Source organism: Delftia sp. DS1230 (genome assembly GCF_040112715.1).
Taxonomy (GTDB): domain Bacteria; phylum Pseudomonadota; class Gammaproteobacteria; order Burkholderiales; family Burkholderiaceae_C; genus Comamonas; species Comamonas tsuruhatensis.
The window spans coordinates 437,909-451,920 of sequence record NZ_CP157763.1; the positions used below are offsets into that span (position 1 = coordinate 437,909).

Below are 14,012 nucleotides of genomic sequence, written 5' to 3' on the forward strand. Positions count from 1 at the left end.
GGACATGGGCAGTTTTGTGCAGTTGACTTCATTGGATGGCACGTCTTCGCCGGCCTGGGTGGCCCGCCCCGACGTGCCCGCGCGCGGTGCCATCGTCGTGCTGCAGGAGATCTTCGGCGTCAACGCCCATATCCGCGCCGTGACCGACCGGCTTGCGGCGCGGGGCTATGTGGCCGTGGCGCCGTCACTGTTCACGCGTGTGGAGCCGGGTGTGGACCTGGGCTACGGCGACGCCGACCGTGCCAAGGGCATGGCGCTGAAATCCGCCGCCGAGGCGCTGCCCCAGCCCGGCGTGCTGCCCGAGATCGAGGCCGCCATCGCCCATGCCGCCACGCTGGTGCCCGGCGGCAAGGTGGGCATCGTGGGCTTTTGCTGGGGCGGCCTGTGGGCCTGGCGCGCGGCCTGCAACCTGCCCAGCCTGTCGGCTGCGGCCTGCTACTACGGCGGCGGCATGACCACGCCGCTGGAGATGGGCCGCGAGCCGCTGTGCCCCGTGATTGCCCACTTCGGCCGGCGCGATGCGCACATTCCCGTGGACGCCGTGCAGGCCTTCGCCCAGGCGCAAAAGCATGTGCAGGTGCACCTGTACGACGCAGACCACGGCTTCAACTGCGACCAGCGCAGCGCCTACGACGAGGCCAGCGCCCTGCAGGCGCGCGACCGCACGCTGGCCTTCTTCGACCAGCACCTGGCTTGATCAACCCCCGGGGTCCGGATCACATGCCGGCCCCGGCGTCGCCTTGCGCGCCTGCACGGTTTGCAGCGTGCCCCGCAGCGCGCGCTGCTGCGCGGTCAGGAAGCTCATCAGCCCGCCCAGGTCGTTCAGTTGTTGGTCTGGGCCGGCCATGCAGCACAGGTCGATCACCAGGCCCATCTGGTGCATGCAGTCCTTGAGGCGATAGACCTCGTATTCGGAAATGGGGTAGTACAGGCTGATCTCTTCCCTCGGCACTTGCGGGGAAGAGAAGAAAGGCGGGGAGGCGTGTGCTCCGCTGAGTGCATCGAGGTCAGACATGGCGGCTCCTTTGGCATGAACTGGCACCCCCTAGCGGAGGTCCCGCACAGCCCCGCCAAAAACGGAACCGTGCCCGGCGCAGCACCGGGAAGATGAAAAAGCCGCTGCCTCGTGAAAAAGGCGTGCGGCTGCTGCGCCTACGTTGTTCCGGGCCGCCAAGCCCGTATCCCCGAAGGGATCGCGAAATGGTACTCCAAATGCGCGCCGCAGGCCGGGTTGCAATGTGGTCAACGCTATGCTGAGCTTGCCGCCGCCAACGGGTGGCAGGGCTGTGCAGGTTGGCGGGCCGGGCAAAGGAGCCGGCACCCCCTTGCGGAGGTCCTGCACAGCCCCGCCGAAACGGAACCATGCGCAGCCTTGGGGTCAGCCCTGCGGCTGCTGCGCGTGCAGCCCCATGTGGTACAGCCCCCAGGGCGCCTGCGCAAAGCGTTCCTTCAGGGGCTTGCCGGCCAGATCGGCAATGCGGTCGGCGTCGTACATGGCCCATTGCGGGCCCAGGCCGCCCAGGCCCAGGCGCCGGCCGTCCATGTGCGTGGCCAGCAGCATGCTCCATTGCAGGGCCTGGGCCAGCGGCAGCTGGGCGCGGTAGCCGTCGATGGCCTGCAGGGTGATCCATTGGCCCTTGGCCGCTGCGGCGGCGCTGTCCACTCCGGCCGCCTGCAGCACGGTGGCCAGCAGAGGGCCGCGCAGCCGGTGGGGCTGGCCGTCGTATTCGATATGGGGTGTGATCTCCACCGTGGGCAGGCGCTCCAGCGCACCGGCCCCTGTGGTCCAGGCCGAGTCGAAGGCCAGGCCATGGTTTTTCAGCAGCAGGTCGGCCACCGGGTCCAGCGGCCCCCGGTTGCCGCGCACGCCGGGGCCGCTGATGGTGAGCACGGCGGCTTCGGTGCTTTTTCCGGGGGCGGCGGGGGCGGCCAGGGCGCTTTCGCACAGGGCCAGGCCGGTGGCTGCGCTGGCGGCCAGCAGGCTGCGGCGTGAAAGCGGGCTCCGGCTTGCGGATGCGGTCATGGGGAACTCCTGGGGGTGCGTGGCGATGTGCCAGCGCCGATTTTCCGTGAAGTGCCCATCCTGCGCGACAACGCCGCGCCCGCTGCGGTCAGCAGGCCCAGCAGCGCAAGCCCCCCGGCGCCCAGCGCTGGAATGGGCGCCGCAGCGGCTGTCGTGACGGTCACGGTGTTGCTGTCCGAGCCGGAGGTATTGCCATCACCGGGCACATAGCGCGCCTGCACCGTGGCCGTGCCCGGTGGTAGCCGGGGCACGCTGCAGCTGGCCTGCCCGCCAGTCACCGCAACTCTGGCGCACAGCACCTGCGTTCCGTTCAAGAAATCCACCGTGCCGCTGGCGCCGGCAGGCAGCGTGACCTGGGCGCTGAAAGTCACGCTCTGGCCAGGGCCTGGCGCAGCGGGGGAGGCCGACAGGTGGGCGCTGGTGGCCGCCGGGCCGATCACCACGGTCACGGCTGCGGGTTCGGTGGTGGCGCCGTTGGCATCGGTGGCAGTCAGCGTGAAGCTGTAGCTGCCTGCCGCCTGCGTGGCTGGGGCCGAGAGGGTGCCGGCGGCCTGGCTGAAGCCTGCGGGCAAACCGCTCACGCTGTAGCTGAACGGCCCCACGCCGCCGCTGGGCACGGGCGCCAGCGGCTGGCTGTAGGCCGTGCCGTAGGTGCCGGAGGGCAGGCTTGCCGTGACGCTGAAGGCCGTGAAGCTGGCCTGCACGCTCCTGGCTGCATCGATGGTGACGCTGCAGGTGGGCGTGCTTCCACTGCAGGCGCCGCTCCAGGCGGCAAAGGCATGGCCAGCGTCGGGCGTGGCGGCCAGGGTCACCAGGGTGGGCGCGCCTTCGAAGTAGCCATAGCCGGCCTGGCACAGGCCGCCTGGGCGGCCGCAGTCCTGTACGGCACCCGTGGCCGCAGGCGGGGAGGCCTGCGCCGATACGCCGCCCGCGCCGCTGGCCAGCACGGTCAATGCCGCCTGGAAGACGTTCGCCTCCACGGCGCCGATGTCGCACCGTGCACCCTGGGGCCTGACCACCCCGCGCTGGTCCGTGCCAGGTGCGGCCGTGCAGGCCACCCCGTCCAGTGCCGGGCTGCCGGTGCTGTTCAACATGGTCTGGGTGGGGCCGCCGTGGCTGGCCAGGGGGCCGAGCTGCGGGTTGCCCGTGGTGAAGGCCAGGGCGCTGATGTCGGCATTGTTCAGGGCCTGCGCCAGGCCCAGCAGATTGTTGCTGCCGCTGGCATCGCTGGTGCCGCCATTGCGCAGGTCCAGCACCACGTCCCTGCCAGCGGGCTGTTTGGTGGGCGGCTCGAACACGCTGTCCTGGGCAATGCTGGCCTGCATTTCCAGCGAGGCGCCGCTGCGGGTGCAGCTGATGTTGCCACCCGCACTGCAGGCGGCCTGGGAATCGCCCAGGCTGTAGATGGCGCCGCCTTGCGCGGCCGGGTTGTCGTCGCCATTGGCCTGCACGGTATTGCCGGCCAGGGTGGAGAAACGGATGGTGAGCACGCCGTTGTAGTTGAAAACGGCGCCACCCAGGCCGGCGCCGCCGCCGCTGCTGTTGCCCAGCCCGCCGTGTGCACCGTTGCCAGCCAGGGTGACCTGGTTCAGCGTCAAGGTGCCTGCGTTGTTGAAAATGGCCCCGCCCATGCCGCCTGCGCCACCGCCAGCGTCGAAGGGGCCGCCCCCACCGTTGCCGGCGCCGAAGCCGCCACCGCTGCCACGACGGCCACCACCACCGCCAAAGCCGCCACCGCCGGAGCCGCCGCCGCCACCACCGAAGCCGCCGTTCTTGCCGCTGGCGCTGCCACTGCCACCGCCCAGGCCGCCATCGTCCGGGCCGCCAGCGTTCGGCCCTCCCCCCGGGGACAAAGTCCCATCCTCGCCCACGCCGGCACCTGCAAAGGAGTTCAAGGAAAGCCTGCCTCCTTGCCCCCCTTGTGCGTGATTGCGCGTGAGCGTGCTGCGTTCGATGGTGAGCTGGCCCCGATTGAAGATGGCACCGCCCGCACCCAGCGCGCCGCCGCCAAAGCGGCTGGAGCCGCCTGTGGCCTGCCCCCCGGCCAGGGTCAGGCCGCGCATGACCAGGCCACCCTGCGCATCGATGTCGAACAGCCGGAAACCGGGTGCGGTACCGAGGCGCTGCACGCTCACGCCCTGGGGCGTCAGGCCATTGGCGGTGGCATCGATGGTGATGTGCTTGCCGCTGATGAAGAAGGCGCTGGGGCCGAACTGCGAGACGTAGCCGGGCCAGCTGGCCAGCGGCAGGCAGGTGGCGCCGGCGGCCTGCCCGGTGTCCAGGCAGTTGGTAAAGCGGGTCAGCGAGATGGTTTGTCCATCCAGGGCCGCGCCGAAGACGATGGTGTCGCCATCGGCGGCATGGTTGATGGCGTCGCGCAGGGTGTCGCAGTTGCGGTCGCCTGCGGCAGGCGAGCATTGGGCACGAGACAGCGGCTCGGTGTCTGCAATCTCGCCGGCGGTGGTGACGGTGAGTGTGGCGGCCTGGGCCGCGGCGCCGACAAGGGCCAGTACCAACCCGACCGTCAGGCCCGGCAATGTCCGGACCCAGGGGCTTGGCGTGGGCATGGGTGGTACGTCGGCTGCAGCAGACGGGTGGATGATGGACATGGCGGACCCCCTCGGTAGGCACAGCATCTCGGTGATGTGCTGAAGAGGGCAAATCTATGGGGTGTCCGGCTTTCTGTATGTCCCCCGTTCGGGCTACATGGCCGATGAGAGGGGGTGGGGCCGCCATGCCGCCCATGTCACCTATCCGGGCGACATGACAGCGGTCTTGTTCCATGTGAACATGCGGCCCTCGCCACGCACTCCACCTCCATGGACACGCACACAGACCCTTCCTCTGCCGCCGCGACGGGTGGCTCCACACCCATCCGCGTGGCCGTGGTGGAGGACGACGCCGCCTGCCGCCACGCCCTGGTGGGCGTGATCAATGCTGCGAAGGACATGGTCCTGTGCTGGGCGGCAGCCAGCCGCGCGGAGGCCCTGCACCAGCTCGGCCGCACCGATGGGGCCGGTGCCATGGACGTGATGCTGGTGGACCTGGGCCTGCCCGACGGCAGCGGCCTGGAGGTGATTGCTGCCGTGCGCGCCCGCCACCCCGGGGCGGCGGTGATGGTCAGCACCATCTTTGGCGACGAGCAGCATGTGCTGGCCGCCATCGAGGCCGGCGCCATGGGCTATCTGCTCAAGGACCTGGCCGCCGACGCGGTGCTGGAGGAAGTGCGCAGCCTGCACGCGGGCGGCAGCCCCATCAATCCCATGGTGGCGCGCAAGCTGCTGCTGCGCCAGCAGCGGGCCGGGGCGGTGGCCGGGCTGCAGCCGCCTGCCGAGCCCCAGGCCGCCGCGCAGGCGCTGTCTGCGCGCGAGCTGGAGGTGCTGCGCCTGGTGGCGCGCGGCCATACGCTGGACGAGGTGGCGCGCCAGCTGGGCGTGTCGCGCCACACGGTGCGCACCTTCGTGCGGCGCATCTACGGCAAGCTGCAGGTGTCCAGCCGCACGCAGATGATGCATGTGGCCTTGCAGCGCGGCTGGCTGGCCGAGGGGCGGCAATGAGCGCCGCCACGGTGGGCAGATGACGCAGCCGCTGCTGCAGGGGAGGGTCTTGCTGGTTTCGGCGGGACTGGTGGCGCTGGCGATGCTGCTGGCGGGGGCGTTCGGGCTGCGTGGCCCCGTCGCAGGTGAAGCGGTGCAACTGCGCCAGGCGCAGCTGTGGCGGTCGGACAGCCCGCACTGGGCGCCGCCTGCGGCGCTTGCGTCGGCCGACGACGCGGTGCTGGATGCATCGACGCCGTGGAGCGATGTGGACCTGCCCTATGGGGGCGACAGGGCCGTGTCGGGCAGCGGCGACCTGGCAGCGGCGCCGCCCGAGGTGCGCTGGTTCCGCGCCGTGGTGCCGCCTGAAGCCCTGGTGCCTACGCCGCAGGGCGCCCGCCTGTACATCCCGCGCTGGCAGACGGTGGGCACGGTGGCGGTGTATGTGGACGGGGCGCTGGCCTGGCAGACGCGCGGCAGCCGGGTATGGAACAGTTTCAACCGGCCGGTGTGGCTGGACCTGGGCGGGCTGGCGCAGCCGGGCAGGCCGCTGCAGGTGCATGTGCGCATGGCCAGCCAGCAGGGCGTGGGCGGGGCGCTGTCCAGTCTGTGGGCGGGGCCGGCCGAGTCGCTGCGCCTGTCCTGGCGGCTGCGCAGCCTGCTCCAGGCCGATCTGGTGGTCTACACGGCGGGCTCCTACCTGGTGCTGGGCCTGTTCGCGCTGGCGCTGTGGACGCTGCAGCGGCGGCGCGGGGATGTGGTGTTCCTGCTGTTCTTCCTGATGTCGCTGTGCCAGTTGCTGGGCTCGCTGCAGTTCATGGTGGACGGCGAGGGGCTGGCCCTGTCGGACGGCTGGTTCTCCTGGCTGACGCTGGCCGGCCTCATGGGCGCCACGGTGGCGGCCTTCCATTTCCTGTGCCTGATGCAGCGCAGGCGCCGGCCCTGGCTGGGCCGGGTGCTGCAGGGCTATGTGGGCACGGTGCTGCTGGTGGCGGTGCCGCTGTGGGGCCCGGCGCACGAGACCATCCTGCCGCTGCTGCGGCTGCTGATGGTGCCGCCGGAGATCCTGGTGCTGTGCATGGCCGTGGCGGGCGCCTGGCGCATGCGCGATGGCGGCAGCACCATGCTGGCCGTGTGGATGCTGCTGTCGTTTCCCATCGGCTTCCATGACCTGGCGCTGCAGAGCTACCTGATCAGCATAGAGAGCATCTACCTCACGCCCTATGTGTACCTGGGGCTGTTCACGCTGTTCCTGCTGGTGGCCTACCGGCGCTACAACGGTGCGCTTGCCGTGGCCGAGAACGCCAACCTGCATCTGGCGGAACGGCTCAAGGCCCAGGAGGCGGAGCTGGCCCAGGCCCATGAGCGCCTGCTGGCCGTGGAGCGCGAGCAGACGCTGATGCAGGAGCGCCAGCGCCTGATGCGCGAGATGCACGACGGCGTGGGCTCCTCGCTGATGAGCGCGCTGCGCGTGGTGGAGTTCAACCAGGCCGGCACGGTGGACCTGGTGCAACTGCTGCAGGAGTGCATCGATGACCTGAAGCTGTCCATCGACTCGCTGGAGCCGCTGGACTGCGATCTGCTGGCGCTGCTGGCCGGGCTGCGCTACCGGCTGGGGCCGCGCCTGGAGGGGGCGGGGCTGCGGCTGCACTGGGAGGTGAGCGACCTGCCCGCGCTGCCCTGGCTGGACGCGCAGGCCGCCCTGCATGTGCTGCGCATCCTGCAGGAGGTGCTGACCAACATCATCAAGCACAGCGGCGCGCGCGAGATCACGGTGCGCACGGCCCAGGCCCCGCTGGACGGCCGGGCCGGCGTGCAGGTGCTGGTGGAGGACGACGGCCACCCCTTCGACCGCGCCCAGGCACCCACCGAGGGCCGCAAGGGACTGGTGAACATGCGCACGCGCGCGCTGGCGCTGCAGGCGCGGCTGGACTGGGCGCCGCTGGCCGGCGGCAATCGCTTCACGCTGTGGATGCCGCTGGAGCGGGCGGGGCCCTAGCCCTGCGCCGTGCGCGCCATGTAGCGCTTGCGCCAGAAGAACATGGTCAGGCCCACGGCAATCGCCATCATCGAGCCCATGGCCCACCAGAAGCCGTCCTGCTTGTGCACCAGGGGGATGAACTCGAAGTTCATGCCGAAGATGCCGGCAATCAGGTTCAGCGGCAGGAACACGGCCGTCAGCGCGGTGAGCGTGCGCATGATGTCGTTGGTGCGGTTGCTCTGCACCGAAAAATGCATCTGCACCACGGTCTCGGTGCTTTGCTCCAGCCGCCGCACATGGTGGACCACGCGCTCTATGTGTTCCAGCACGTCGCGGCTGCGCACCTTGAGCAGGTCCAGCTCGCGCAGCGCCGCCGCATCTTCAGGCGGCGCCCAGGTCTCCAGCGCGTCCGTCCAGTCCTGCACGGCAGCGCGCTGGTCTTCGCAGACTTCGTCCAGCTCATGCAGGGCCAGCCGTGCGTCCAGCAGCGCCCCCCAGTTGGCAAAGCGCGTGCGCGGGCGCAGCAGCTCGGTCTGCCAGTGGTCCAGCTGGCGCGACAGTTCGCGGCGCAGGTCCAGGAAGCCGTCCACGATGAGGTTGACCACGCGCAGCATGAGGTCGGCCGGGCTGGCCGGCAGCCGCGTGCCGGATGTGGGGTTCAGCCGTCCCTCGCGCAGATCGCTGGGCATGGCGGCCAGCAGCCGCGCGGCATAGGCGTCGCGCACGGTGCAGTCGTCGGGGTGCACGGACAGCAGCACCTGGTCGAACATGGCAAAGCCCACGGGGCTGGTGTCGATGTTGCGCAGCACGGGCGGGCCTGTGCGGCGCACGGGAGGCGAGGGGGGCGCCGCCTGCGCCGCAGGCGAAGAGGCCGTGCCGGCCTGCGCGGCGGCACGCGCCTGCCCGCTGGCCAGGCGGCGAAAGACCAGCAGGTCGTACTGCGAGGTGTAGTCGTAGCGCGATGGCAGCTGGGCGTTGAGCAGGTCCGAGACATGCAGGTCCACCAGCTGCTGGCCCGACAGCAGCTGCAGCGTGCGCTGCACCTCGGCCAGCCGCTCCTGCAAGGTGGCGCGGGTGCAGGAGATCCACAGGAAGCCCTGCGCGGGCGCCTGCCCGGGCAGGTCGGCCAGTTCGGTGGCGCCGCCCGGCTGCAGGTGGAAGATGCGCATGCTCCTGGCGTTCCCGGCTGGGGGAGCGGCTCCCGTGCCCGTGGGCGGCGTCACCGGCGGCATGCGTTCAGCCGCGCAGCTTGCGCGCGGCGTCGATGGCGAAGTAGGTCAGGATGCCGTCGGCACCCGCGCGCTTGAAGGCCAGCAGCGATTCCATCATCACCTGGTCATGGTCCAGCCAGCCGTTGGCGGCGGCGGCCTTGAGCATGGCGTACTCGCCGCTGACCTGGTAGGCGAAGGTGGGCACGCCGAACTCGTCCTTGACGCGGCGCACCACGTCCAGGTACGGCATGCCGGGCTTGACCATGACCATGTCGGCACCCTCGGCCAGGTCCTGGGCGACTTCGCGCAGGGCCTCGTCGGTGTTGGCGGGGTCCATCTGGTAGACGTTCTTGTCGGCCTTGCCCAGCGCGCCGCGCGTACCCACGGCGTCGCGGAACGGGCCGTAGAAGGCGCTGGCGTACTTGGCGCTGTAGGCCATGATGCGCGTGTGGATGTGGCCGTGGGCCTCCAGCGCCTCGCGGATGGCGCCGATGCGGCCGTCCATCATGTCGCTGGGCGCCACCATGTCCACGCCGGCCTCGGCATGGGTGAGGGCCTGGCCCACCAGGACCTGCACGGTCTCGTCGTTGATGATGTAGCCGGACTCATCCAGGATGCCGTCCTGGCCGTGGCTGGTGTAGGGGTCCAGGGCCACATCGGTCATCACGCCCAGTTGCGGGAACTCCTTCTTGAGCGCCCGCACCACGCGCGGGATCAGGCCGTCGGGGTTGAGCGCCTCCTTGCCGTCGGGCGTCTTCAGCGAGGTCTCGATGGCGGGGAACAGCGCCAGGAACGGGATCTCCAGCTGCACGCATTGCTCGGCCACGGGCAGCAGCAGGTCCAGACTCAGGCGGTCCACGCCGGGCATGGAGGGAACGGCCTCGCGCTGGTTCGTGCCTTCGTGCACGAACACGGGGTAGATGAAGTCATGGGCCGTGAGCACGTTCTCGCGCACCAGATTGCGCGTGAAGGCATCGCGGCGCAGGCGGCGGGGGCGGTTGTGCGGGAAGGGGGTGGGGCTGGACAGATGCATGCCGAAAATTGTGCCCCATTCCCGCCGCAGGCCCCGCAACCCCGGCGACGACGCCGGCACGCGGGACTCGGCTTTTGCGCCTGCGCAGCCTGGCGCACCCCTGTACGCACGTACACTGCCCGCATGCTGTGGGTCAAAGCCTTTCATATCGTTTTCGTGGCAAGCTGGTTCGCGGGCCTGTTCTATCTGCCTCGCATCTTCGTCAACGTGGCCATGGTCACGCCCGGCTCGGTGGCCGAGCGCGAGCGCCTGCTGCTGATGGCACGCAAGCTGCTGCGCTTCACCACGCTGCTGGCCGTGCCCGCATTGGGCCTGGGCCTGTGGCTGTACCTGGGCTACGGCATCGGCAAGGGGCCGGGCAACGGCTGGATGCATGCCAAGCTGGCCGGCGTGCTGCTGGTCATCGGCTACCACCATGCCTGCGGGCGCCTGCTGCGCAAGCTGATCGACAACCGGGACCAGCACAGCCACCGCTGGTTCCGCTTCTTCAACGAGGTGCCGGTGCTGCTGCTGGCGGCCATCGTCATCCTGGTGGTCGTCAAACCTTTCTGAGAAACCGTTCCAACGAAGAGGGAGGCAGGGCGTGGTGCAAAGGACTTCGGCCTGGCCGCTGGCACTGGTCTATGCGGTGCTCATCGTTTTCGCCAGCCTGTTTCCCTTCGATGGCTGGCGTGCCCAGGGCATTGATCCGCTGGTCTTCCTGACGGCAAAGATCCCGCCGCCGTACTGGACCTGGTTCGACGTCAATACCAATATCGTCGGCTACGCGCCGCTGGGCTTTTTCCTGGCGCTGGCCCTGGTGCGCAGCGGCAGCCCGCGCGCGGCCGTGCCGCTGGCGGCGCTGGCAGGCACCCTGCTGTCGCTGTCCATGGAGTTCCTGCAGATCTACCTGCCGCGGCGCGTTCCCTCCAACCTGGATCTGGTGCTCAATGCGGGCGGCACCTTGTTGGGCGCGCTGGTGGCGCTGCTGCTGGAGCGCCTGGGCGCCCTGGCGCGCTGGAGCGCCTTTCGCACCCATTGGCTGGGCGAGGATGGCGGCGGCGCCATGGTGCTGCTGGCGCTGTGGCCCTGGGCGCTGCTCTTTCCTGCCGCCGTGCCCTTCGGTTTGGGCCAGGTGCTGGAGCGGCTGGAGCAGGGCCTGCTGGACCTGCTCGAAGGCACGCCCTTTCTCATGTGGCTGCCGCTGCGCGAGTCGGCCCTGACGCCGCTATCGCCCGTGACCGAGATGCTGTGCGTGATGCTGGGCCTGTGGGTGCCCTGCCTGCTGGCCTATTGCGTGATGCGCCACATGGGTCGGCGCGCCGTGCTGGCGGGCTCGGCCATTGTGATCGGCATCGCGGTCTCGGCGATGTCGGCCGCGCTGAGCTGGGGGCCTGCCCATGCCTGGGAGTGGGTGGACCTGCCGGTGCGCATGGGCGTATGGGGCGGCGTGGGCCTGGCCATGGTGGCCCTGCCGCTGCCGCGCCGCGCCTGTGCAGCCCTGCTGATGCTGGTGCTGGTGCTGCAACTGAGCATCCTGAACCAGGCGCCCACCAGTGCCTATTTCTCCGAGACGCTGCAGGCCTGGGAGCAGGGGCGTTTCATCCGCTTCTACGGGCTGGGGCAGTGGCTGGGCTGGCTGTGGCCCTATGCCACCCTGGTCTACGTGCTGCTCAGGGTGGCGCGCCGCGATGCAGGGCCGCTGCCGCCTGCACCTTCAGCGCCCCCGGCGCCTTCGGGGCAGCAGACGCAGGCCTAGAATCCGCTGCATGAGCGAAAACCCACGTCCCGGGGCCGAAGGCGGCCAGCAAGGCGCAGGCAACTACTATGCGCGCCACATCTTCTTTTGCCTCAACGAGAGGCCTGGCGGCGAGGACTGCTGTGCGCTGCACGGCGCCAAGGCAGGCTTCGACCACTGCAAGAAGCAGGTCAAGCAGCTGGGCCTGGCCGGCAAGGGCCAGGTGCGCGTGAACAAGGCCGGCTGCCTGGACCGCTGCGCGGGCGGGCCCGTGGCCGTGGTCTACCCCGAAGGCACCTGGTACACCTTCGTGGACGAGACCGATATCGACGAGATCGTCGAGTCCCATCTCAAGAACGGCCAGCCCGTGGAGCGCCTGCTGCTGCCGCCCGACGTGGGCCGCTGAGCACCGGCTGGAACTTTGGGCCTTTCCGGGCATCAGTGCTTTGTCAGCTTGGACTGGCTGCTACTACTAGGATAGCGATTGTGAATGCGCAGACCGAACGTTTGACCCTGACCGGCCTTGCCGGGGCCGTGGAGGCCCTGCGCGACGCGCCGGCCGCCGATGCGACTGCGCGCGGCGTGGCCATCATCGCCCACCCCCATCCGCTGTTCGGCGGCACCATGGACAACAAGGTGGTGCAGACCCTGGCGCGTGCCTTCGTGCAGTGCGGCTACACGGCCGTACGCTTCAACTTCCGTGGCGTAGGTGCCAGTGCCGGCGAGCACGACGCAGGCATCGGCGAGGCCGAGGACATGCTGTCCGTGGTCCGCCAGGTCGCTCCCGAAGGGCCGATCGCGCTGGCGGGCTTTTCCTTCGGCGCCTTCGTCACCAGCCATGTGCTGGCGGGCCTGTGGAATGAAGGCCGGGTGGAAAAGGCTGTGCTGGTGGGCACGGCGGCCAGCCGTTTCTCGGTGGCCCCCGTGCCGCCCGAAGCCCATGACCGGACATTGGTGGTGCACGGCGAGGCCGATGACACGGTGCCGCTGTCGGCCGTCATGGACTGGGCGCGCCCGCAGATACTGCCTGTTACCGTCGTGCCCGGGGGCGGTCATTTCTTTCACGGACAATTGCCGCTGCTCAAGAGTCTCGTGGTCCGCCATTTGCGCTCACTTCCCTAGCGGCCCGCGCCGCTGCTCAATAGGCCCGCCCCAGCCGGCGGGCATCTTCCGCCTTTCCTGCTTTACCTGCCCTTTAGCGAGAGTTTTCCTCATGAAGCCCATTTCCTCCACGCTGCGAGTCCTGGCACTGGCAGCGGCCATGGCGCCGGCCCTGGCGCTGGCGCAGATCACCCCGCCCCAGCCGCCCGAGATCGCGGCGCGCAACTATCTGCTGGTCGATGTCACCGCCAACCAGGTGCTGGGTGCCAAGGACATCGATGCGCCCATCGAGCAGGCCTCGCTGACCAAGCTCATGACCGGCTACCTGGTCTTCGACGCACTGCGTGCGAAGAAGATCACGCTGGAGCAGCGCCTGCCCGTCAGCGAGCGCGCCTGGAAGATGCCGGGCTCGCGCATGTTCATCGACCCCAAGATGCAGGTGCCGGTGGATGACCTGATCAAGGGCATGATCGTGCAGTCCGGCAACGACGCCACCATGGCCTTGGCCGAAGGCGTGGGCGGCTCGGCCGAGAACTTCGTGCGGCTCATGAACGAGCAGGCCAAGGCGCTGGGCATGAAGAACACCAGCTACAAGAACCCCGAAGGCCTGACCGAGCCCGGCCACCTGACCACGGCGCGCGACCTGTCCATCCTCGCGCAGCGCCTGATGCAGGACTTCCCCGAGTACATGCACTACTACTCGACCAAGAAGTACTTCTACCCGGGCACGCCGGCCTCCAACGGCACCAACCGCAACTCGCTGCTGTTCCGCGACCCGACCGTGGACGGCCTCAAGACCGGCCACACCGCTGCGGCCGGCTACTGCCTGGTGGCCACGGCCAAGCGCGATCTGCCCAACGTGGGCAGCCGCCGCCTGATCTCCATCGTGCTGGGCGCCGCCAGCGAGAACGCGCGCGCCAATGAAAGCCAGAAGCTGCTGAACTGGGGCTATGCGGCCTTCGACTCGGTCAAGCTGTTCGATGCCGAGCAGGCCGTGGCCACGCCCGAGGTCTGGAAGGGCAAGGCGGGCACCGTCAAGATCGGCCGCACCACGCCCATCGTGGTCACCGTGCCGGCCGGCAGTGGCGGCAAGCTGAGCACCGAAGTCGTGCGCCAGGACCCGCTGATCGCTCCGTTCACCAAGGGCCAGGCCATGGGCACGCTCAAGGTCAAGCTGGGGGCCGACACCGTGGCCGAAGTGCCGCTGGTGGCGCTTGAAGGCGTGGAGCAGGCAGGCTTCTTCGGCCGTGCCTGGGATGCGATCCGCCTCTGGATCAAGTAAGCCCTGCGCCTGTCGCGCAGGCCCTCGCGTACCGGCTTGAAGGGGGTGCAGTTGTGCGATCTCCTGCAAGCTGGTACAGTCGAGGGCTTTTCGGAATTTCCGAAGGGATTCACGTTTTCGCTTTTCGC

The 14,012-nt window shown here is 69.6% G+C and carries 13 protein-coding genes; 8 read left to right on the forward strand and 5 right to left on the reverse strand.

Annotated features, from left to right (window positions below; genetic code table 11):
- The first annotated feature begins 4 nt into the window (after nt 1–4).
- Entirely contained in the window at nt 5–697 is a 693-nt protein-coding gene (locus AAN986_RS01980) for a dienelactone hydrolase family protein (RefSeq protein WP_016448529.1), read from the forward strand.
- Here the strand turns inward: AAN986_RS01980 and AAN986_RS01985 are convergent, their stop codons facing one another.
- From AAN986_RS01985 to AAN986_RS01995, 3 genes are all read right to left on the reverse strand, one after another.
- Entirely contained in the window at nt 698–1,015 is a 318-nt protein-coding gene (locus AAN986_RS01985; RefSeq protein ID WP_047218820.1) for a hypothetical protein, read from the reverse strand.
- A gap of 363 nt (nt 1,016–1,378) precedes the next feature.
- Complete coding sequence (locus tag AAN986_RS01990) at nt 1,379–2,023, reverse strand: molybdopterin-dependent oxidoreductase (protein WP_047218819.1); 645 nt, start codon at nt 2,021–2,023, stop codon at nt 1,379–1,381.
- Entirely contained in the window at nt 2,020–4,632 is a 2,613-nt protein-coding gene (locus tag AAN986_RS01995) for a choice-of-anchor Q domain-containing protein (protein WP_047218818.1), read from the reverse strand. The genes AAN986_RS01990 and AAN986_RS01995 overlap by 4 nt, the downstream gene beginning before the upstream one ends.
- Nucleotides 4,633–4,842: 210 nt before the next feature.
- Here AAN986_RS01995 and AAN986_RS02000 point away from each other — a divergent pair, with 210 nt between their 5' ends.
- Both AAN986_RS02000 and AAN986_RS02005 read left to right on the forward strand, forming a co-directional pair.
- Nucleotides 4,843–5,580, forward strand: coding sequence for a response regulator transcription factor (locus AAN986_RS02000; protein WP_047218817.1), 738 nt, complete (start codon nt 4,843–4,845; stop codon nt 5,578–5,580).
- A gap of 49 nt (nt 5,581–5,629) precedes the next feature.
- Nucleotides 5,630–7,558: an ATP-binding protein gene (locus tag AAN986_RS02005; RefSeq protein WP_349335560.1), complete on the forward strand. Its 1,929-nt coding sequence runs from the start codon at nt 5,630–5,632 to the stop codon at nt 7,556–7,558.
- On the opposite strand, the gene AAN986_RS02010 is transcribed toward AAN986_RS02005, so the two are convergent.
- Nucleotides 7,555–8,772, reverse strand: coding sequence for a magnesium transporter CorA family protein (locus AAN986_RS02010; RefSeq protein WP_047218815.1), 1,218 nt, complete (start codon nt 8,770–8,772; stop codon nt 7,555–7,557). The two genes, AAN986_RS02005 and AAN986_RS02010, sit on opposite strands and share 4 nt — an antisense overlap.
- A gap of 4 nt (nt 8,773–8,776) precedes the next feature.
- Entirely contained in the window at nt 8,777–9,784 is a 1,008-nt protein-coding gene (gene hemB, locus AAN986_RS02015) for a porphobilinogen synthase (protein ID WP_017405507.1), read from the reverse strand.
- 123 nt (nt 9,785–9,907) lie between these two features.
- On the opposite strand from hemB, the gene AAN986_RS02020 reads away from it, so the two are divergent.
- The 5 genes from AAN986_RS02020 to AAN986_RS02040 all read left to right on the forward strand — a co-directional run bounded on the left by AAN986_RS02020 (nt 9,908) and on the right by AAN986_RS02040 (nt 13,884).
- The gene (locus AAN986_RS02020) at nt 9,908–10,336 is read left to right on the forward strand and encodes a CopD family protein (RefSeq protein WP_016453572.1); all 429 of its coding nucleotides are present in this window, start codon (nt 9,908–9,910) and stop codon (nt 10,334–10,336) included.
- A 31-nt stretch (nt 10,337–10,367) separates the two neighbouring features.
- The gene (locus AAN986_RS02025) at nt 10,368–11,522 is read left to right on the forward strand and encodes a VanZ family protein (RefSeq protein WP_016448520.1); all 1,155 of its coding nucleotides are present in this window, start codon (nt 10,368–10,370) and stop codon (nt 11,520–11,522) included.
- Nucleotides 11,523–11,532: 10 nt separating this feature from the next.
- A complete protein-coding gene (locus AAN986_RS02030; RefSeq protein WP_016448519.1) occupies nt 11,533–11,907 on the forward strand; it encodes a hypothetical protein in 375 nt (124 codons plus the stop codon).
- An 80-nt stretch (nt 11,908–11,987) separates the two neighbouring features.
- Complete coding sequence (locus AAN986_RS02035; protein WP_017405508.1) at nt 11,988–12,623, forward strand: alpha/beta fold hydrolase; 636 nt, start codon at nt 11,988–11,990, stop codon at nt 12,621–12,623.
- A gap of 91 nt (nt 12,624–12,714) precedes the next feature.
- Complete coding sequence (locus AAN986_RS02040) at nt 12,715–13,884, forward strand: D-alanyl-D-alanine carboxypeptidase family protein (RefSeq protein ID WP_016453570.1); 1,170 nt, start codon at nt 12,715–12,717, stop codon at nt 13,882–13,884.
- Nucleotides 13,885–14,012: the final 128 nt, after the last annotated feature.

What these genes read in the sequence shown, in the direction of transcription:
- AAN986_RS01980 (WP_016448529.1), top strand. Translation starts at nt 5, where the DNA reads ATGGGCAGTTTTGTGCAGTTGACTTCATTGGATGGCACGTCTTCGCCG.
- AAN986_RS01985 (WP_047218820.1), bottom strand. Translation starts at nt 1,015, where the DNA reads ATGTCTGACCTCGATGCACTCAGCGGAGCACACGCCTCCCCGCCTTTC.
- AAN986_RS01990 (WP_047218819.1), bottom strand. Translation starts at nt 2,023, where the DNA reads ATGACCGCATCCGCAAGCCGGAGCCCGCTTTCACGCCGCAGCCTGCTG.
- AAN986_RS01995 (WP_047218818.1), bottom strand. Translation starts at nt 4,632, where the DNA reads ATGTCCATCATCCACCCGTCTGCTGCAGCCGACGTACCACCCATGCCC.
- AAN986_RS02000 (WP_047218817.1), top strand. Translation starts at nt 4,843, where the DNA reads ATGGACACGCACACAGACCCTTCCTCTGCCGCCGCGACGGGTGGCTCC.
- AAN986_RS02010 (WP_047218815.1), bottom strand. Translation starts at nt 8,772, where the DNA reads ATGCCGCCGGTGACGCCGCCCACGGGCACGGGAGCCGCTCCCCCAGCC.
- hemB (WP_017405507.1), bottom strand. Translation starts at nt 9,784, where the DNA reads ATGCATCTGTCCAGCCCCACCCCCTTCCCGCACAACCGCCCCCGCCGC.
- AAN986_RS02020 (WP_016453572.1), top strand. Translation starts at nt 9,908, where the DNA reads ATGCTGTGGGTCAAAGCCTTTCATATCGTTTTCGTGGCAAGCTGGTTC.
- AAN986_RS02030 (WP_016448519.1), top strand. Translation starts at nt 11,533, where the DNA reads ATGAGCGAAAACCCACGTCCCGGGGCCGAAGGCGGCCAGCAAGGCGCA.
- AAN986_RS02040 (WP_016453570.1), top strand. Translation starts at nt 12,715, where the DNA reads ATGAAGCCCATTTCCTCCACGCTGCGAGTCCTGGCACTGGCAGCGGCC.